Origin of the sequence: Bacillus sp. FSL K6-1106, assembly GCF_038005245.1 — a bacterium.
Classification (GTDB): Bacteria; Bacillota; Bacilli; order Bacillales; family Bacillaceae; genus Bacillus; species Bacillus altitudinis.
Genome location: NZ_JBBOSV010000001.1, coordinates 718,204 through 737,092 on the forward strand (window position 1 = coordinate 718,204; position 18,889 = coordinate 737,092).

Annotated in this window: 27 protein-coding genes; 7 read left to right on the forward strand and 20 right to left on the reverse strand. The window is 40.5% G+C overall.

Annotated features, from left to right (window positions below):
- Positions 1-30 precede the first annotated feature (30 nt).
- The 5 genes from MHI20_RS03585 to MHI20_RS03605 form a co-directional block, all read right to left on the reverse strand.
- Entirely contained in the window at positions 31-861 is an 831-nt protein-coding gene (locus MHI20_RS03585; RefSeq protein ID WP_017367458.1) for a M15 family metallopeptidase, read from the reverse strand.
- A gap of 68 nt (positions 862-929) precedes the next feature.
- Complete coding sequence (gene deoD, locus MHI20_RS03590; protein WP_007500754.1) at positions 930-1,625, reverse strand: purine-nucleoside phosphorylase; 696 nt, start codon at positions 1,623-1,625, stop codon at positions 930-932.
- Positions 1,626-1,735: 110 nt separating this feature from the next.
- Complete coding sequence (locus tag MHI20_RS03595) at positions 1,736-2,053, reverse strand: YodL domain-containing protein (protein ID WP_007500756.1); 318 nt, start codon at positions 2,051-2,053, stop codon at positions 1,736-1,738.
- 54 nt (positions 2,054-2,107) lie between these two features.
- Positions 2,108-2,716 (reverse strand): phosphatase PAP2 family protein, encoded by a 609-nt coding sequence (locus tag MHI20_RS03600; protein ID WP_159159730.1) that lies wholly within the window; start codon positions 2,714-2,716, stop codon positions 2,108-2,110.
- Between the two features lie 51 nt (positions 2,717-2,767).
- On the reverse strand, positions 2,768-2,938 hold the full coding sequence (locus MHI20_RS03605) for a YozD family protein (RefSeq protein WP_008346445.1): 171 nt from the start codon (positions 2,936-2,938) through the stop codon (positions 2,768-2,770).
- A 119-nt stretch (positions 2,939-3,057) separates the two neighbouring features.
- Between MHI20_RS03605 and MHI20_RS03610 the strand changes: the two genes are divergently transcribed.
- The gene (locus MHI20_RS03610) at positions 3,058-3,192 is read left to right on the forward strand and encodes a hypothetical protein (RefSeq protein ID WP_017359686.1); all 135 of its coding nucleotides are present in this window, start codon (positions 3,058-3,060) and stop codon (positions 3,190-3,192) included.
- Here the strand turns inward: MHI20_RS03610 and MHI20_RS03615 are convergent.
- From MHI20_RS03615 to cgeC, 7 genes are all read right to left on the reverse strand, one after another.
- The gene (locus tag MHI20_RS03615; protein ID WP_008346441.1) at positions 3,189-3,869 is read right to left on the reverse strand and encodes a hypothetical protein; all 681 of its coding nucleotides are present in this window, start codon (positions 3,867-3,869) and stop codon (positions 3,189-3,191) included. The two genes, MHI20_RS03610 and MHI20_RS03615, sit on opposite strands and share 4 nt — an antisense overlap.
- A gap of 147 nt (positions 3,870-4,016) precedes the next feature.
- On the reverse strand, positions 4,017-4,241 hold the full coding sequence (locus MHI20_RS03620; protein ID WP_003215834.1) for a YozE family protein: 225 nt from the start codon (positions 4,239-4,241) through the stop codon (positions 4,017-4,019).
- 79 nt (positions 4,242-4,320) lie between these two features.
- Complete coding sequence (locus MHI20_RS03625) at positions 4,321-4,602, reverse strand: YokU family protein (protein WP_340936773.1); 282 nt, start codon at positions 4,600-4,602, stop codon at positions 4,321-4,323.
- A gap of 2 nt (positions 4,603-4,604) precedes the next feature.
- Positions 4,605-6,005, reverse strand: a complete 1,401-nt coding sequence (gene ablA / locus MHI20_RS03630; RefSeq protein ID WP_008346434.1) for a lysine 2,3-aminomutase — start codon at positions 6,003-6,005, stop codon at positions 4,605-4,607.
- Between the two features lie 116 nt (positions 6,006-6,121).
- Complete coding sequence (locus MHI20_RS03635; RefSeq protein WP_340936774.1) at positions 6,122-7,498, reverse strand: sigma-54 interaction domain-containing protein; 1,377 nt, start codon at positions 7,496-7,498, stop codon at positions 6,122-6,124.
- A 156-nt stretch (positions 7,499-7,654) separates the two neighbouring features.
- Positions 7,655-8,950: a glycosyltransferase family 2 protein gene (locus tag MHI20_RS03640; protein WP_340936776.1), complete on the reverse strand. Its 1,296-nt coding sequence runs from the start codon at positions 8,948-8,950 to the stop codon at positions 7,655-7,657.
- 18 nt (positions 8,951-8,968) lie between these two features.
- Positions 8,969-9,289 carry a spore maturation protein CgeC gene (cgeC, locus tag MHI20_RS03645; RefSeq protein ID WP_050827307.1) on the reverse strand — a complete coding sequence of 107 codons (321 nt, stop codon included), beginning with the start codon at positions 9,287-9,289 and terminating at the stop codon, positions 8,969-8,971.
- Positions 9,290-9,497: 208 nt separating this feature from the next.
- On the opposite strand from cgeC, the gene MHI20_RS03650 reads away from it, so the two are divergent.
- Both MHI20_RS03650 and MHI20_RS03655 read left to right on the forward strand, forming a co-directional pair.
- Positions 9,498-9,899 (forward strand): hypothetical protein, encoded by a 402-nt coding sequence (locus tag MHI20_RS03650; protein ID WP_007500770.1) that lies wholly within the window; start codon positions 9,498-9,500, stop codon positions 9,897-9,899.
- A 183-nt stretch (positions 9,900-10,082) separates the two neighbouring features.
- Positions 10,083-10,877, forward strand: coding sequence for a CgeB family protein (locus tag MHI20_RS03655; RefSeq protein WP_234925056.1), 795 nt, complete (start codon positions 10,083-10,085; stop codon positions 10,875-10,877).
- A gap of 28 nt (positions 10,878-10,905) precedes the next feature.
- Here MHI20_RS03655 and MHI20_RS03660 read toward each other — a convergent pair whose 3' ends face one another.
- Positions 10,906-11,628, reverse strand: a complete 723-nt coding sequence (locus tag MHI20_RS03660; RefSeq protein ID WP_138278649.1) for an acylneuraminate cytidylyltransferase family protein — start codon at positions 11,626-11,628, stop codon at positions 10,906-10,908.
- 254 nt (positions 11,629-11,882) lie between these two features.
- On the opposite strand from MHI20_RS03660, the gene MHI20_RS03665 reads away from it, so the two are divergent.
- Positions 11,883-12,911, forward strand: a complete 1,029-nt coding sequence (locus MHI20_RS03665) for an SDR family NAD(P)-dependent oxidoreductase (RefSeq protein WP_072368232.1) — start codon at positions 11,883-11,885, stop codon at positions 12,909-12,911.
- Positions 12,912-12,964: 53 nt separating this feature from the next.
- Here MHI20_RS03665 and msrB read toward each other — a convergent pair whose 3' ends face one another.
- Both msrB and msrA read right to left on the reverse strand, forming a co-directional pair.
- Entirely contained in the window at positions 12,965-13,396 is a 432-nt protein-coding gene (msrB, locus tag MHI20_RS03670; protein WP_007500777.1) for a peptide-methionine (R)-S-oxide reductase MsrB, read from the reverse strand.
- Positions 13,396-13,929, reverse strand: a complete 534-nt coding sequence (gene msrA / locus MHI20_RS03675) for a peptide-methionine (S)-S-oxide reductase MsrA (RefSeq protein ID WP_017367464.1) — start codon at positions 13,927-13,929, stop codon at positions 13,396-13,398. Before msrA ends, msrB begins: the two co-directional genes overlap by 1 nt.
- 138 nt (positions 13,930-14,067) lie before the next feature.
- Between msrA and MHI20_RS03680 the strand changes: the two genes are divergently transcribed.
- From MHI20_RS03680 to MHI20_RS03690, 3 genes are all read left to right on the forward strand, one after another.
- Positions 14,068-14,499, forward strand: coding sequence for a MarR family transcriptional regulator (locus MHI20_RS03680; RefSeq protein ID WP_007500780.1), 432 nt, complete (start codon positions 14,068-14,070; stop codon positions 14,497-14,499).
- Positions 14,500-14,551: 52 nt separating this feature from the next.
- Positions 14,552-14,812, forward strand: coding sequence for a hypothetical protein (locus MHI20_RS03685; protein ID WP_024718558.1), 261 nt, complete (start codon positions 14,552-14,554; stop codon positions 14,810-14,812).
- A gap of 117 nt (positions 14,813-14,929) precedes the next feature.
- Positions 14,930-15,598 carry a DUF4397 domain-containing protein gene (locus tag MHI20_RS03690; protein WP_024718557.1) on the forward strand — a complete coding sequence of 223 codons (669 nt, stop codon included), beginning with the start codon at positions 14,930-14,932 and terminating at the stop codon, positions 15,596-15,598.
- A gap of 188 nt (positions 15,599-15,786) precedes the next feature.
- Here MHI20_RS03690 and ypmT read toward each other — a convergent pair whose 3' ends face one another.
- The 5 genes from ypmT to MHI20_RS03715 all read right to left on the reverse strand — a co-directional run bounded on the left by ypmT (position 15,787) and on the right by MHI20_RS03715 (position 18,871).
- Positions 15,787-15,984 carry a protein YpmT gene (ypmT, locus tag MHI20_RS03695; RefSeq protein WP_008346409.1) on the reverse strand — a complete coding sequence of 66 codons (198 nt, stop codon included), beginning with the start codon at positions 15,982-15,984 and terminating at the stop codon, positions 15,787-15,789.
- 24 nt (positions 15,985-16,008) lie between these two features.
- The gene (locus MHI20_RS03700; RefSeq protein ID WP_007500787.1) at positions 16,009-16,575 is read right to left on the reverse strand and encodes a YpmS family protein; all 567 of its coding nucleotides are present in this window, start codon (positions 16,573-16,575) and stop codon (positions 16,009-16,011) included.
- Between the two features lie 9 nt (positions 16,576-16,584).
- On the reverse strand, positions 16,585-17,346 hold the full coding sequence (locus MHI20_RS03705; RefSeq protein WP_017359696.1) for an SGNH/GDSL hydrolase family protein: 762 nt from the start codon (positions 17,344-17,346) through the stop codon (positions 16,585-16,587).
- Between the two features lie 69 nt (positions 17,347-17,415).
- On the reverse strand, positions 17,416-18,006 hold the full coding sequence (locus MHI20_RS03710; protein WP_007500791.1) for a cytochrome c oxidase assembly protein: 591 nt from the start codon (positions 18,004-18,006) through the stop codon (positions 17,416-17,418).
- Positions 18,007-18,028: 22 nt separating this feature from the next.
- Entirely contained in the window at positions 18,029-18,871 is an 843-nt protein-coding gene (locus tag MHI20_RS03715; protein WP_017359697.1) for a DegV family protein, read from the reverse strand.
- Positions 18,872-18,889: the final 18 nt, after the last annotated feature.

Genomic DNA, 18,889 nt, shown 5'->3' on the forward strand with positions numbered 1-18,889 from the left:
CCTCCCAGCTTCGGGAGGCCTTTTATTTGTTTATATTTTCTTCACTTTGTTCATGTATTCTTCGAATGTTAAATCATGATCATGCATCGCTTTTGCAGCTTCTTTCCCTACATAGCGCAGGTGCCACGGCTCATATTCATATTTCGTGATGTCTTCTTTCCCTTTTGGATAACGGATGATAAAGCCATATTTGTAAGCATTTTTGGCTACCCATTTACCATCAGGTGTTTCACCAAATTTTTCAGAGATTTCAAAGCCGGCACTTTTTGAGGAAATATCCATAGCTAGACCTGTTTGATGTTCACTTTCGCCTGGTAAGGCTACGGCTTCTTGGGCTTTTTCTTTCCCTTTTAGTTTCACTTCACTATCAAAAATGACTTTTTGACGGTCATAGGAACGATAGCCCGATACTGCAGCAAGCTCAAAGTTTTCCTTTTTAGCACCTTTGAATAACTTCGCAAGTGCCTCCGCTGCTTCTTTTCGAATATATCGTTTTTCAATATCCTCTGAAAAAGAGAATTCCACTTTTGGTACAACGAGATCAGAAGGTTTATAGGTTCCTGGCAGTGCATATTCTTTGTTCACTAAAGCAAGCACATTTTCAGGGTTTTGAATGGTCTTCAGTCCGCTCACTACCTTGATGTCATTGAAATATTCACTCTTTAACGTCAGCTCTTGATTAGATGAATCTGCCGTATCGTTTGAGTTTTGCTGGGGTGATGAACTTGCTGCGTTCTTTTGTTCGTTTGTTTTGTTAGATTCAGTGGTACCGCTTTTCTGATCCAGCAACTGGCAGCCTGATAATGCGGCCGTCAAACCAAGAATCGATGCGATTGAGAGTATTTTATAGCTTTTCTTCATGACATACCTTCCTTTTGCTCTACTAAAAAAATAAAGATGCGCTACATCGTAGCACACCCTTTATACTATTATAAAACAGAATCTAGTGCAATTAAGATCATTTCGTCAAATGTCGTTTGACGCTCTTCAGCAGTTGTTTCTTCTCCTGTTAGCACATGATCACTCACTGTCAGAATCGACAACGCTTTTCTGCCAAATTTTGCAGCAAGCGTATAAAGAGCCGTTGTCTCCATTTCGATCGCTAGAATTCCATATTGGTCCATCAGCTCAAGTGGTTTTTCATTATAAAATTGGTCTGCTGTAAATACATTCCCAACACGCACAGCTACATTTTTCGCTTCTGCTGTGTCGTAGGCTTTTTTCAGTAAACCAAAATCAGCACATGGTGCGTAATCAATCGGTCCAAATGCCACACGGTTCATTTGAGAATCTGTTGATGATGTTTGAGCTAAAATGACGTCACGTACATTGACATCTTTTTTGATCGCTCCGCAAGAACCAACACGGATTAAGTTTTGAACATCATAGCTTTGGATCAGCTCATTCACATAGATCGAAATAGACGGTACGCCCATTCCAGTACCTTGTACAGAAATGCGTTTTCCTTTATATGTTCCAGTATAACCATACATGCCGCGCACTTCGTTATAGCACACAACATCTTCTAAATATGTATCTGCAATATATTTCGCACGAAGCGGATCGCCTGGCAGCAATACCGTTTCTGCAATTTGTCCTTTTTCTGCTCCAATATGTACACTCATTTTTTAGCCTCCACTTACGTTTAACATGTGTTTAGTCCCATTTATTATAAACGATTGAGATCAAAAAAGAAAATACCAGCTGAAAGTAAAGCTGGCATCGTCGTTTATATTTAACTCATCGTCATTAGGCGTTCACTGCGTTTCCATCCTGCCGGAAAGAGCTGGTAGTAGCACTTCCCTTTTTTCTGGTCATCAATCACAACGATATCTCCTGTTGTGATAAACCGTGCATTGTAATCATTAGGGACTGTATCTTGTACATTAAATGTCGAGAATGCTTTTTCTAGTACATCAAGGTGTGTCCTGCCGCCAATCTTTGTCCGGTATACAGGTTGATGCCCGCTTTCTGCACCATATTCAGGTGTTTGATAAATGGTTAAGTGATAAGCTGAAGGTTTCTTTTGAAAAAATCTCAACGTCAATTGCATTCAAATCCCTCCCCTTTTATATAAAATTGGCTGGGATCTATGAATTTCCTTCTTCTATTTTTGTCGAATGACGGACAATTTTTCGTCAATCTTTTTACATATGAGAAATAAAGCTAGTCCTATCGCAAAGCCCCCTGCTACATCAGTGACATAATGAACACCGATATACATCCTGCTGATGCCGATCATCAGCACACAACACCCTGTCACCATGTAGACTGCTTTTTGTCTCTTTTTCAGCCATGGAATCATTTCAATTAATAGATAGGCGATAAATGGATAGATCGTTGCCGCATTCATAGAATGACCGCTCGGAAAGCTATAATAGGTCTCATTCACTAGATGATCGAAGGCTGGACGCTCTCTAGCAAACAGTCCTTTCAGTTCATGATTGACCGTTTTTTCTGCTATATATAGTAGAAAAAGCAGCATAATAGAGTGGTAGCGTTTATACATAAACAGCACCACGCTAAAGATGAGCATGATTGGGACAAGCAGCGCACTGATACCAAAGTCAGTCAAAGTCAGCATGACATCATTTAAAAAAGGAAGTCTGATGTTTTCAAACGATAAGATGATCTGGTTGTCCAACTCCTGGAACATGCCAGACACCATAAGCGCTGCGATGGCGCCAAACAAAAGAAAAAAAATGATGACATACACGCGAAACAATTCCCCTCCCTTTCTACTCAGAATCTCTTCAAAGTATAGTGCCTACCGCGCCTCTTCTTCAACTATCATTGCTTTCCTCAGCATATATTCAAATGTAATATCGGCAAGCTCAAACGTTTCCAGCTCAGATGGTATGTACCCTCTTTTGACCAGCTCCGTGTAGAAGAATTCTGCAATTTCCTCTGTATCAATCACCAAATCTGCTTCTTTCATTGCTTTCCGCCTCCTTTTTTATGATGTATGAACGCTGCCTTATTTTTATTACAGTTTGTCATAATGGCTCATTCCATACATATAAATGCAGTAAACGAAAAGAAAAGGGGCATGAGGCAATGAAATGGTTAAGCATTTTAGATGGACATACTTTTGATCAGGTGATGGGCCGTATCTTGAGGGGATGGTTTTATGTGATTGCTTTTTTCTGTGTTCCTTACTTTTTATTCGTGTTAGGACAAGTCTTCTTTTAACCAAAATGTTCGTTTAAACTTTCCAAAATAAAGTCCATCATATCCTTATATTCTGGGTCTTTGAAAAATTCATAGAGAATTTTATAATCATTGTAAATATCAAGAAGCTCATCCACTATAGATACAGCTAGAAATTCTAGTGATGCTTCGCTTTCTTGTTTCTCTTCTAACTGTAATAGAGCGGTTTGCACCATATCTTCCTCTATTTCTTTTGAGGTTTCTCCAACGTAATGCACAAAAAGAAGCTGATGAACAAACTGATCCATCTCATATTTCCTTAGGACAAGCGTCAAGTCTTCTTCTTCTGTTTCCAGCCATTCTCCGTCTTTTAACCTTGTCAGTTCATAAATGACATCTTCCCAGCCATCTTCAAGGTAGCGCCATATCTCAGTCCGATGACCAATGATTTTAAATAGCTCTTTCCCGTAATCCTTTACATATACAACATCGCCAATGAGGAACTCATATTCAATGTCCAGCTTTTCTGTATCTACAATCACCCCGTCGTACTCATCGTAAAGCTGAAGTGATGTTTCAAAATAAAGCACCTCATTATGATTGACCTCATATAGATAATGTTGGTCAATTTGATGGACTTTTGTTATCGTTCCAACTGTGCCGTACATGACAACGACGACAATATCCCCTACTTTATATTTTGGTGCTTTCGCCTTCATTCTGTCTCCCCCTTGCCCGACTTTTGGTCTTAACGTATCGTATGCCGGCGCAAGGAATTCTGCATGGGCAACCACACCATGCAAAACGCCATTTTATTTCTTCATGAAAAAACCGCTTCTTCCATACGGAACAAGCGGTTGTGTGTGTTATTTTTTTTTGACTTCTACTTCGTATTGCTCAAAAGCCTCATCAAATGTCGTCATGGAGCTTAAATAGTCCCCATTTAACTCTAAATAGGCACATAGCTCATGATAATCAGTGGATGCTTTAGGAAAGCTGTGATCTTCATAAGCAGCATTTGCAAAATGACTGATTTCATCCTTCGGTTTTGGATGTCTGTACTTCATTAAATAATGGTAAAACGACTTCACCTGTTTTTCCCTCCGCGACACTCTATTTTGTTGTTATATTATACAGGAATTTGATGACTTGTATAGGCGGAGGTACAACTTATGAAGAAAAATCAAAGTAATTACGCTTTAATAACCGCTCCATGCTCATTAATTCTTCATATGAGATTTTTTCTGGAAGTTTTGTTTGATCGACTAAAATTAATTGATCTTCTATCTCTTTTACTGTCTCATCCTTCTGATACGTCATCCCGCAATGCGTGCAAGAAATCGAAGGCGTTTCCAAAATTTCAATCGATTGTATGCCCGTGATGAGTTCCCAATAGACTGTGGTCTGTCCTGCGTTCGCTTTCTTCTCCTCACACCAATCACATGTCAGCAACGTTATTTCTCCTCCTTTACGGTTTGTTCTTTTTTGAGCTGGGCTTGATATTTCTTCTCTTTTAATTCATCTCGTTTTTCGCGTTTGTTTTTGAGCGTATCATGTTCAGGATTCGTTTCATAAGACTCTCTTCGTTTCATTCGGCTTAAATTTTCAGGCGTAAAGGATCTTGCTTCATCCTCAAATAGAGCTGTTATGCCAATGGCGGGTTCTTTCTTTTCTTCATAGATTTCATTAAAATACGCATCCGCTTGGCCGGCGACGTAATGTTCTGGCTCCGGATAAGAAGTGATCACACCTTCAAAGTTACGCAGGACCACTTTCTCTGGGCTTTGAGATAATAAATAATTTGGCTGTAAGGTGATCTTACCTCCTCCACCTGGTGCATCTACAACAAAGCTTGGCACAGCATAACCACTCGTATGTCCTCTTAAACCTTCAATGATTTCAAGGCCTTTTGAAACCGGTGTTCTAAAGTGGCCGATCCCCTCAGATAAATCACATTGATAAATATAATAAGGTCTGACGCGAATCATGACGAGATCATGCATCAGCTTCTTCATAATTGGAACACTGTCGTTAATTCCTGCTAGGATCACCGCCTGATTACCAACAGGCACGCCAGCATTGACAAGTCGCTCACACGCTTCTTTCGCTTCTTTTGTGATTTCAATGCTTGTATTAAAGTGAGTGTTCAGCCAAACAGGATGATATTTTTTTAAAATCTCACACAATTCATCTGTAATTCGCTGTGGAAACACGACCGGCGCACGTGTTCCAATTCGAATGATTTCAACGTGAGGAATGTCTCGTAAGTTTTTCAAAATGTATTCAAGCACTTGATCATTAATTAACAGCCCGTCACCGCCTGAAATTAACACATCCCGCACTTCAGGGGTTTCTCTAATATATCCAATGGCGGCATCTAATTGCTTTTTCGGCACGCCCATCCCGATCTGACCAGAAAAGCGCCTTCTCGTACAATAGCGGCAGTACATGGAGCACTGATTTGTGACAAGAAACAGCACACGATCTGGGTAGCGGTGCGTTAAACCTGGAACAGGTGAATCCTCATCTTCATGGAGAGGATCTTCGAGGTCATATTTTGTTTTATGAAGCTCTTCTGCAATCGGTACAGACTGCATACGAATTGGGCATCTTGGATCGTCTGGATTCATCAGTGAGGCATAGTAGGGTGTTATGTTGAGTGGAATGGTTTTCGTGGAAATCTTCACCCCTTCTTTTTCCTCTTCTGTTAAGTTCACGACTTTTTCTAAATCTTCAAGCGTTTTGACCGTATGCGTCAGCTGCCAAATCCAGTCGTTCCACTTTTCCTCGGGTACGTCCTTCCAAAGTTCAATGTCCTTCCAATGTCGCGCAGGTTGATACAGTTTTTGATTCATATCCATTCCCCCTATCAGCATTCACTTTATACTATGCAAGTTATGTGCCAACATGGGAAAATGCCCCTATTCTTTACAAAAGGAGCTTTTCCGTCACATTCACCTGTTTGAAGTGCCTACTTTTCGGCATCTGTATATTTTTTTAGTTTATACTGCAATGTTTGTCGAGGAATTTTTAAAGCGGCTGCCGTTTGCTTAATATTCCCTGCGTGCTGTCTTAAAGCTTCTTGAATCAGCGTTTGTTCAAATGACGTCACTTGACTTTTTAATGAGGACTCTGGCGGATGACTTTCTATCTGATGCGTCCGCAAATGGGCAGGGAGATATGCTGGGGTGATTTCTTCTGCTTCCTTTGGCATCATCAAGACGGCATGCTCGATCGTATGTTTTAATTCTCTGACATTCCCTGGCCACTGATGGGCCATAAATACTTGGACGGTTTCTTCAGAAAGGCGGTTGACGTTTTTAGAAAATTGCTGATGATACGTTTGAATAAAGTGGCGGGATAACAGCTGGATATCATGCTTCCTTGTGCGAAGCGGTGGGATATGAAATGATGACACATGCAGTCTATAAAATAAGTCTTCTCTTAACATTTGTTTTTTAACGGCTTCAAATGGGTCGATATTGAGGGCAGTAATCACTCTGACATTTACTTGAACCGCCTTTGCATCACCTATCCGGCGGACAACACCATCCTCTAACACACGCAGTAATTTTGTTTGAAGCGTAAGCGGCATCGCTTGCAGCTCATCAAGAAAAAGAGTACCGCCATCTGCTAACTCAAACAGCCCCTTGCGATCTATTGCGCCCGTATAACTTCCTTTGACAGACCCGAATAAAAGACTTTCAAGCAGCGATTCTGGAAGAGCAGCGCAGTTTTGCGGGATAAAGACTTGATCTTTCCGATCAGAGGCATGAACAATCGCTTGTACGAGTACCTCTTTTCCTGTCCCAGTTTCCCCGAAGACCATAACCGATGAAGGATATGCAGCAGCTTTTTTCGCTTTCTCCAGCATCTCTTTTAAGTGTGGATCATTTGTTAAAAATGAAGAAAAATCGAGCATTTGAGTGGTCTCTGCGGCACCATCCGTTCGTTTTTTTTGATCTAAACGATTCGAAAGCGCCGACAGCTTCGACACATCCTTCGCTACTTCTACCGCCCCAATTAACTTGCTGCCTTCCATAATGGGCAGTGTGGTGTTGACGGTCTCAATTTTTTCTCCATTTTTATTCAAATAGGTTTGCAACGAATGATAAATGGGTTTTCCTGTTCTAAGTACATGCATGAGTGTACTTGTCTTTTCAGTTAATGAAGGATACACATCCAGTATGTACTTGCCAATCACCTCTTCTTTCGCTAAACAGTCGAACTTCGCTGCATTATGATTATAAAAGATGGTGACCCCTCGATCGTCTACAACGTGAATCGCTTCATCGATGGCTTCTAAAATTAATTCAAACCAATCCGCTCTTTCGACAACCTTCCCCACTATTTCCCCCTCACTTTCTATGCCGAAAATCCGGCACTGTATTGCCCAATTTTCAGCGGCTTGATGATATTCAACGTGTTCCCCTATCCTTTTCACGTTTCGCTTTTTCCTGTCGATCTCCTGCTTTTTTCGTCAATTCTAAAAAAAGCACCCCTCTTAGGAGGAGTGCTTTCGCCCTGACGTTTGATAAAGAGACAAGTCAAATTCCTGAAGTGACTCCATATACAGCGGCACAATTGGCTTTCCTTCTTGAAAAAATGCAAATTGAGAAGGTTGTAGTTTGATTGGCTGATGGTAAAACGCAAATATTTTCACTACCTCAGGGACAATTCGGCAAAAGGTATCATGCACAAATAAATAGACATCTTGTTTCCATTTAAACAGCCGTCTATTTGGCGGGCTGAATATAGGAGATACTTGAATGATCTTGCCATCCTCAAACGTCTCCAGCTGCTGTTTTGTGACCGTGTATATCTCCTTTTGATGAAACTGAAAATATTGCACATCACGTTTTGAAGCAAACCGTCTTTTTGTCTGATGTTCAATATAATAAAATGTTCTGCCGTTATCTGCGGTGACGACTGTATAATTTGGGACTGTCAGCGGCTCGTTCATTTCATATTTCATCGCACATAACGAGGGAACACGAATCGCACGCCTGTTCTTTTCATTCACCCAGCGCCTGTCAATGCGATGAAGATATCCGCTAGCGATTTGATAATAAGCGCCTTCTCTGTCAATCACAGCTCCGTCAATTAAATCGTAGGGCATACTCGCAAACATATGATGGAATGATTGTGGCGTTTTATATGTGGTATCAAGTACTTCTTTTAATGGAAAGAACGCAGCAAAATGATTCAGTCTCATCCAAAACACAGAGTCAGCATGATGCCAATGTTTTGGTTCGTCGGCCCAGTATTGTCCGTATTTTTCATGAATAAGCGAAAGCAGCCGGCTTCTATGCATAACAGAGCAATGGTCGACTTGAAAGGATGCATGCTCCAACACTTGATCTGCTTCTCGAACGAAGCTCGCCGTTTCCACCAAATGCTGATTCACATGCACGACACGCTGCGAGGAATAGACGATATCTATGTGAGGCTTCGATTGAAAAACCTCGACCATTTTCTCTAAACGATCTTTTCTGTAGACTGTATCATCAGTTACATAACAAACCAGCTCACCTGTTATACGTGTTAATGCTTCATTAATTAGCGTTGCATAACGTACAGTCTTCAGCCGGTTTGCAGGATGAATTTGATGAGAATACAATTGAATGCGCTTATCCACTAAATAAGGCTGCATCTTTTGGATCGTTTCTTGTTCAGAGCCATCATCCATGATCAAAAGCTCCCAATGCTGATACGTTTGTTCTACCACACTCTTTAGCACACGTTCAATGAAATCAGGTTTGTTGTAGCTTGTTAATATCACTGATACTTTCATGACCATTATCCTTTTTTAAATAGATTAAAAAGCCCCCCAGCTGACAATGTTCACATAAGGAACACTTACTCTTAGCTGATTTGTCGCATTTTTAAAGACTGCTACTGAGTCAAACAATTGTACGACAACCACGTTTTGCAGCACATCTCCATTGACTAAATGAACACGCGGCAGCGGAATGCCGAGCTCAAGCCACGGGCGCAGCAATTCTTTAATCTCTGACGCATTCCCTTCCTCACTTTCCTCTAAAAGATGAAGAAGAAGTATTATCAACACAACTTCAAGTATTCCTTCTGTTTCTAGTAATTCTTCGTTCCAGCCATTTAATAGTTGTTCAAATTCCATTCAGATTCCCTCTTTCTTCTCGTTTGATCTTTACTAGAGTATGAGGATCACTTCATTTAGCATCAGCATTTGAAAACATTTTTCAAAAATGTGTGAAGTCATTAAATGAAAAAAAGAGCAAGGAATGAGCATTCTGCTTATACCAAAAAAAGAGAACGGCATATACATAGTGGTGTGTTTGAATGGATGAAGAAAGGATGGGGAAAACATGAGCGAAAAGCGTGCCGAATTAAAAAAAGAGCTATTAAAGCTGTTTTTCAAACCGCTTAGTCATGCGTTAACAGTTAATCTCGAAGAAGGAGGAGTTCAAGTGGAAGAAAAATTGAACGATTTATTTAGTGAGGTAGCTGCTGAAGCATCACCTTCAGATTCTGCTACAACACTCGACGTATCTCAACCAGCAAGATGGATTTTCGCAAGACTTGCACCTGGAACAGTCATTAGCATTGTCATGGACTCAGGTGACTTAATCGGACCCGTTCAATTCGTATCATTCGATGCTTCAACAGGTGTTGTTTTCGTCACACAAGAAAGCTCTGTGACACCTACGGGCTCTGCAACGACTCTATTAGATGTAGATAAAGTAGAAAGTGTTACGTTCACATCTTAATGTGAGAGGGCCATCATGAAGCTTCTTTATATCAGCTCTGGCTACGGTGGAATCTATCGGATGTTCGATCAATGGATAGAAGATAGCTTCATTGATTCCCCCTTTTCATGCGTCAAGGTGGAAAGGGAAACTCTACCCGCTCATATGCACAAAATCCGGACATTTTCTCCGGATTTTGTTTTCATGATGATCGGTGATCATATTCCAACAGAACTGCTTCATCAATTCAAACAAGAAAAGATCCCCGTTGTACTGTGGATGACAGAAGACCCTTTTTATATAGATGTGTCAGCTGCATGTGTAAGTGATGCACAGCTGATCTTAACGATTGACGAAGGTGCTTTGTCATTTTACAAACAACTGGGCGCTGATCACACGCACTACTTTCCCATTCCAACCAATACACACGTATTTCAGAAAAAAAAATCACCACATGAGTCGTGCATCTATGACATTGCACTCATTGGCTACCCTTATCCAAACCGCATCAAAGCCATCAATACACTCTTACATCAAAACAAATGGCGCATTCTCGTAGCAGGAAAAGAGTGGCATCGCGTGTTGAATAAATCACGCAGACGATATCGTGATCTCTCACTGATGACCCACTGGCTGAGTCCCGAGCAGATGGCAAACATCTATCAAACATCAGCCATTGTTCTGAATCCGCACAGGCCCGCGCAATTTGCCTATAATCAAAACAAAGCCAATGTTCAAAATATGAGCCTCAACAACAGAGCATTTGATATCGCTGCAAGCGGAGGCTTTCAGTTGACAGATCTACAACCGTCACAGGCATTTTCAAGCTTCGCTTTTTACACACATGAAAACGATTTGATTAAGCAGGTCGAGCACTATGTAACAAACCCTCAACAAAGACAATCGGTTGCAGAGAACAATTACGAGCAAGTCGTTCGCTGGAACACATTTGATACGCTGCCTTACAGACTTTATGAAATAGTCAAAAGCGCCCTATGACCGGGCGCTTTTTCTAATTGCCATCATCTTATGCCGTTCCTTCTGCATCTTGCCGAGCCAATAAATTCTTCTCTGCCTTTTTCCGATCTTCCTCACTTTTCACAACAAGCGATTGCGCATGATCCATCATATATGCACCAACAGATCCTTCTAAAAAGGAATGAATGCATTCTTTTGCATATGGAACATGAAACGCATAGACAGCTCCATTTAAACGTCCATACGTATAAGGGTGCTCCTGAGTTGGTACAAAAAAATAATGATTGTCCTTATACAGGCTGGCTTCATTGGTGTCATGAAGTGTCCAAGTTTCATTTGGATTTTCTAACGCCTCTGTAAAAGAAGCCGCACAATCATATCCACCCTCTACTAGAAGCTGTAAGCAGTTCTCAATATCTGCCGTCTGCCTTAGTGGTGATGATGGATGCAAATACAAAACAATATCAAACGTCTTTCCCTCTCGTTCTAAATAAGCAAGTGCATGCTTCACAGCTACTAAAGAAGGTGTTTGTTCCGTCACATGTGTGCTTGGCAGTTCAATCACATTTGCTCCGTAGTGAGATGAAATGATTTGAGTATTCACATCCTCTGAAGATACGATGACTTCATCTAATTCAATCATTTGTAATAATGGCTGAATGGTCCAATAGATCAGCGGCCGCTCCGCCAATACGCGAATGTGTTCAGCATGATGTTCCTGCTTGCTGCTAAAAGCTGGTATCATAGCTAAAATACGATTTCCCCTATACATGTATGATCTTCTCCCCTCGCGCAGCTCAGTATCAGAGAATAAATTCTGAGAGCTGAACTGATCACCGTACTGAAGTTCTTCAGGTGCCTCGCTATTCTACTTAATCTTCTATCTCTACATATTCTATTAAGTCGTCAAGCAGATGGTTATAATTGGTTCACCTAATTTATGCATGAAGTGGTTCTTTTCCTCAAACGTCTTCCACTCTTTCACATATGATGCAAAGTAGAGAAATGAGAGTTGGGGGATTAGATATGTCCAAACAAATAGAAACGAGTTTGAAGACCTTTTTTCGTGACAAAATCATCTTGGTCACAGGCGGTACGGGTTCGATTGGCCGGCAGATTGTGAAAAAATTAACAGCCTGCTCTCCTAAAAAGGTCATTGTCTTCAGTAAAGATGACAGTAAACAATACATGATGAAAAATGAATATGCGGCAAATCCAGAGGTTGTATTTGCACTTGGAGATGTGAGGGATGCCAGCCGCGTCAGGCAGCTTGCCAAAGGGGTAGATATCATCTTCCATGCAGCTGCACTCAAACAAGTACCCACCTGCGAAGATAATCCGTTTGAAGCTGTCCAAACCAACATCATCGGCGGACAGCATGTCATTGAAGCAGCACTTGAACATGAAGTTAGTCATGTTGTCAACATTTCAACCGACAAAGCGGTTTCTCCGACAAATGCCATGGGAGCTACAAAATTAATTTCAGAAAAATTGTTTTTTCAAGCGAATGAAAGTATTTCAAATCAGAAAACGAGGTTTTGCTCTGTCCGGTTTGGCAATGTGCTTGGATCAAGGGGTTCCGTCATCCCCATCATGCTTCAACAGTTGTTAAATGAACAACCTCTAACTGTAACTGATCCTAAGATGACACGCTTTTTTATGTCTATCGAAGAAGCTGTATCTCTCACGCTTGAAGCAGCTATCATGATGAAAGGCGGCGAAACATTCATCCTCAAGATGGAGTCATTACAGCTGGCTGATCTATTGAAAGCATTTCATGAATATGCCGGTCTGATCAATGTTCCTTCTCCTGATATTCTCGTTGTCGGAAAAAGACCTGGAGAAAAACTTCACGAGGAGCTCACATTCCCTCACGAGGCAGATGCACTGTTTGAACATGAACAATTTTATGCCATTTTACCAAGACCACATCTTCACCCTCATTTTCAAAAAGTTCATTTGACCCATTACACATCAAACGAAGCACCGCTCATTACAAAAGAGAAGCTGTTTCACATCATTGAACAATTACATCATACCCACCATAAAAAATAAAAAAATCGTCACACGGAAGCAGCTGACTTCCATGTGACGATTTTTAAAATCAATTATTGAAAGATGTGTTTCAAATGACCATAGCCTTCTTTTTCAAGATCATCCTTCGGGATAAACTTTAAAGCGGCAGAATTAATACAATACCTTAGACCGTTTGGCCCTGGGCCGTCAGGGAATACATGACCAAGGTGAGAGTCGGCCGTCTTACTGCGAACTTCAGTCCGCACCATGCCATGGCTCGTATCTACTTTCTCTTCTACCTCTTGATCTTCAATCGGCTTTGTAAAACTTGGCCAGCCGCAATGGGCATCAAATTTATCTAAAGAAGAAAACAATGGCTTGCCTGAAATGATATCTACATAAATGCCCTCTTCCTTATGATCCCAAAATTCATTTTGAAATGGCGGCTCAGTGCCATTATTTTGCGTCACTTCGTACTGCATTCGGTTTAATTCTTTGATGCGCTGCTCTTTTTCGTTAGCCATTATTTATCACTCCAATGAGATTGAATAAAACCTGCTCTGCCCGAACCGACATGGTATCGTTCGTAGTGCATTTTGTTCTTTTTATAATAATGCTGATGATATTCCTCAGCAGGATAAAAAGGACCAGCTTCTAAAATTTCTGTCACGATTGGCTTTTGGAAAATTCCGCTTTGGCTCAGCTGCTCTTTTGATGTTTCTGCAAGTTGCCTTTGTTTTTCATTGTGGACATAAATCCCTGTACGGTAGGACTCTCCTCTATCACCAAATTGTCCTCCATCATCTGTTGGGTCTATTTGCTGCCAATATAGTTCTAATAGCTTCTCATACGGAAAAACGTCTGGATCAAAGGTAATTTGAACGGCTTCTCTATGGCCTGTCGTATTTGTACATACTTCTTCATAGGTTGGATTCACTGTATGTCCGCCAGTATACCCTGATTCAACTTTGATAATGCCTGGCTGTTCATCAAAAGGTTTAACCATACACCAGAAACAGCCTCCAGCAAATGTGGCTAATTCTTGTTTTTCAGACATATTAGTGCCCCCTTCATTTAAAAAATGGTATCATCATATTATAACATGATAAAAAATAATGAAAATGATACGACTTGTATACCTAAAAACAAATGAAAGCATTCTGTCGTATCTTAAAATATAATGGGGGTTTAATGATTGGAACAAAGAAAACAAATGATGTATGAAATGGATACTTTACTGAGAACCGTATTTAAGCAAATACGTTATGAAATTAACAGCTTGCTTGAAAACGAATTATCTCGGAATGAATTTCTCATTTTAAATCTGCTGCGTGAACAAGGCGCAAAAAAAGTAACGGAATTCGCCTCAATTCTCGGTGTATCAGCAAGCCATATTACAGCTGTAACCGACACGCTTGTAGAAAAAGGCTGGATCACTCGTATCCGTTCAAAAGAGGATCGACGCATCATCAAAATCCACTTAACCGATAAGGGTAAGGAAATTACTGAGCATTTTGAGAAAAAGAAAACAGAATACTTCATGGAACGATTTGAATCATTTGATGATGAAGAACTGAAAACGATGATCAAATTATTTAAAAAGCTGGATAAAAGTCAAAAGGATTAAGCATAGATTTTAGCGTGGAGGACATGCTACGGATAAAAAGGTGGAATGAACCATGACAAGTCCATATCTTTGTCCGAACTGCAAAACCAACAGAACGCGTTTTAATCTCATCGAGCAGCATTCAGAACCTGTGAAACTTGATCCAGCAACTGGAGCTATTGTCGAAACATATGAAGGAGATCAGCTTTCTCCTTTTCACATGGACTATCAAGGACCGAAAATCAAAGTCCAGTGCGGCGTTTGCGGATTAATCGAGGATGAAAAAACGTTCATTAAGTTGGCTGAATATCATCAATATTCATCTCCTTCTTAATACGAGAGCCTGACACTTTTTGTCAGGCTTTTTTCTATGTTTCTTTTGCCTATACAGATCGTCCCTTTCTTGCATACGCTACAAAAAACACATTGCAGAGAAAGAAGGGATAAAGACGTGCAGCAGCTCTACGAGATGAATCAATTTCTATATCGTCCATTAGCTACCTTTCCCCCATACCATCCGAGAAACACCATTTCCAAAGCTGTTATTCGATTATTTCACGCTGCACCGGATTTAAGTGAGCTTGCTGTATTTGTAAATCAGCAGCCAATCCAAAAAAAGCTGCCATACGGTCAGCTGTCTGCTTATATGGAATGGGATGAGGGTGTTTATGAGATAGAAGTATTCAAGCTGGCTACAAAAGAAAGAATTCTTTCTTCTCGTATGATGATTAATGGAAACGAGACTTACACGCTATGTATCACAGGAGCTCGTACCGGCTTTGCGCTGCTCACAGAAAAGCAAGACTCGCTGATTAAGCAAGAAGAGCTATCAGCACTCACGTTTATCCAGCTGTCACCAGACCTCCCTTTCATTGATATATATGAACGAGATCAAGGCATGTTATCAAAGGAACTCGGATATGTGAACGGCACCCAAACCCACCACTTCTCTCCGAATAAGTATCACTTTGAATTAAAAGCTGCCGGTACTCAAAGTGTACTGCTTGATATTCCGAAAGTTCACCTGCAAACAAAGCGGGCCTATCTTATTTTACTTCATGGATTTGCAAACGGAGAGCCAGAGCTAATGGCAAAAGTCGTCTTGTCTCACCAAATGTAAAAAGAGCCTTTCCAAATGGAAAAGGCTCTCAGCGTGTAGACAAAGCCTCGCATTCGGTGTCAGTCCTGCGTGCCGGTGCTCACGAATGTCACATTCACTATGCGCCGGTACTCGTCCTTCCTAGAATGCAAAGGTTTTCTATTCCGCTGAAAAGAAGACAAATAGCCTTTCCAAATGGAAAAGGCTATTTACGAGACATCTTCAGCTTTTTCTTGTTTTTGAAAATCAAAAGCAAGAATCATGGTACCTAAAAATAATGCACAATAGGCGATATTTAAGTAAAACTGGTCGATATTTTCTGCTTTTAAATGAGAGGCAGCTGTCATGCCAAAGTATGCAGCAAATAAGAGCGACAGTAAACTAAAATATTGATAGACTCGCTTCATAGTTTCACTCCTGACTTACACGTTCTATTGCTTTGGATGATAATATGAGAATTCAATTTCATCATTCTCAAGATCAATTTTGTTCGCTTTGACATACATATCATTCGTCAGCGGCATTTCTGAAAGGCGCACTTCCACCGTTTTTTGGTCTGGTTTCACATGAACGAAATCAGGCAGTTCATAGAATTGACCCATGTAGCTTAAAACAAAACTGATTGGGATGCTTAATTGTCCAATTGAAAAGTCATCTACTTTCAGCAGAACATCCCCGTTATCTTCAACAGTTGGTGTAAATGATACATTTGCATTAATCGTTGAAGAAAAAGCTTTGATTGCACCTGTTACTTTCACATCTTGGTCAATCGCAACATGAAAGTCGGGCATATCGCTTGATCCTTGGTTTTTCAAATAATCATTGACAAAGCTGGTGAGCGACTCTTTTGAACTAGAAATGTTAAAAGCATACTCGCTGTTTACTTCTTTTTTCGAAGCGGATTGATCGCTCGGCAGCAGCATAAAAATACCGCATACAAGAACAATCAATAGATTAATTGACAGTAAAATAAAAAATAAACTCTTCCATTTTTTCATCTTTTCACCCTATTCCTTCGGCAGTCCTTCTTTTTTCACTTCTGAGAATAAACGATTTGCCATAAGAGAGTACCCCTTTTGGTTTGGGTGGAAATCATCATCTGCCAGTAATTTTTCATCTTTATCATCTTCAAATAAATCTGCTACATCGATCATATCAGCATTGCCGTCTTTTTTTAGTTCTTTTTCGGCAGCAGCATTCCAGTCTTTGACGACCTCATCAATATCTCTCAGCTCAGACAAGCTGAACTTAAAAGGATTGTACATACTGACATACATGATCTTTGCATGGTCATTATGCTCTCTTAATTGAGCAAGAATGGTCTTAAAACGCTCTTCAAAAGGACCTTGCTCTTTTTGAAAAGGAGCAAATGTCAAGTTGAGCACATTTTGACGGACGACATGCATTAAGTCATTTCCGCCGATCGTAAAGAAAATATAATCAGCGTCTTTCAGTCCATCCTGCACTTTTTTTTCTTTTAATCTTTTTAATAAATCTACCGTTCTACTGCCTTTAATGGCATAGTTTTTTAATGTAACAGACTGTACACCGTCCACCGCTTCTATCTTGTCACGGGTGATGCCGGCATACCCTTTTTTATTTTGATCTCCGATTCCTTCTGTTAAGGAATCTCCAACCGCTGCGATCGTAATATGTTCTTTTACGTTTTGTGTGTCTTCTAGTTTATCCTTTATGCCAGCCTCTTGCGCGGAACATGCAGAAAGAACAAAAGCTAGAGACATCACAATCAAAATCAAACGAGCCTTCAAACGATGATGTCCCTCCTTTTTCTGATTAAAAAAGTGTATCATGTTTTCGCTCATTTGAACATCCTTATACTAGCTTCGATTCAGTGTTTTGATGTCCTTGATGATTTCATCATATGGCGTATTTTGAACACCATCATAGTTTTTCATCACTTTTCCTTCTTGATCAACGAGGAAAAACAGAGATTGGTGTATCACTTGGTCTTCGTCTTCAGGTTTTTTCACAATCGTCTTAAAGCTTTTCATTGCAAATTTTTCAATCGCTGACTGCGAGTAACCAGTGAGAAAATCCCAATTTTTAAAGGATAATGGATATGCTTTTGCAAATTCCTTTAGCTTTTTCGGTGAATCCACCTCTGGGTCGACGCTAAATGAAATGATGTGCGCATCCAATTTTTCTTCTTTTAACCGTTTTTGTAGCTCTGTCATATGTGCGGTCATCGGCGGGCAAATCGTTTCACAGCTTGTGAAAATAAAATCTGCCACCCAGACTTTCCCCTTTAAATCGTCGAGCGACACCTTTTGACCATCCTGGTTTTGATACTCAAACGGCTGGATTTGATAATTTAATGCATCCTTGATTTGTCCATTTGAACATGAGACTAAAAGAAGCACGCTTATAATCGTAAGCGCACCAAATAAGGCTCCCCTTTTTGTATACATGACAATTACATCCCCTTTTCAATCAATCGGTATAAAAAGTAAAGCCTATAGCGCCCTTACCAGTATGACAGGAAATAATCGGTGTTGTATAAGCGATGTCAACTAGTGCATCAGGTGTGTGATCAAGCAGTGCTGCTTTAAGCTTTTCTGCAAGTTCTAATGCGTCTGCATGTGCAATCCCAATTGCCTGAACGGTTTTCCCTTTCACCGCCTGTACATACTGTTTTGTCAAATAGCGGACAAGAGCGGAGTAACTTCTCACATTCGCTTCTGGTGTGTATATGCCGTCTGTTAAGCTGGCAATTGGTTTAATATGAAGAAGTGAACCGATCAGCGCCTTTCCTCTTCCAATTCGTCCACCTTTCACGAGATTTTCTAATGTATCGATTGTGACAAATAGCTTTGTTTTAAGACGAATTTTGTCCATTTCTTTGAGGATGTCATCACGGCTTGCCCCTTTTTTTGCAAGCTCTGCTGCTTTGGTGACTTGAAACCCTAAACCATAGGAAATAAAATTCGAATCGATGACAGTGATATTTCCGTCTACCATTTTAGAAGCGCTTTCAGCAGTTTGAACCGTACCACTCATCCCACCAGTTAAATGGATACTAATGACTTCGCTTCCATCTGCCGTCAGTTTTTCATATAATTCGACGAATTGACCGATCGCAGGTTGAGACGTTTTCGGCAGTTCCTCAGCGGCCTCCATTTTTTCAATAAATTCATCTGGTTGTATGTTCACTCGGTCAATATAATCAACCCCAGAAATGGAGATATTGAGCGGAATGACATGAATGGAAAGATCATTGATTTTTTCTTGCGGAAGGTCCACAGTTGAATCTGTTACAATTTTAATTTGTTTCACTATCGTCTCATCCTTGCT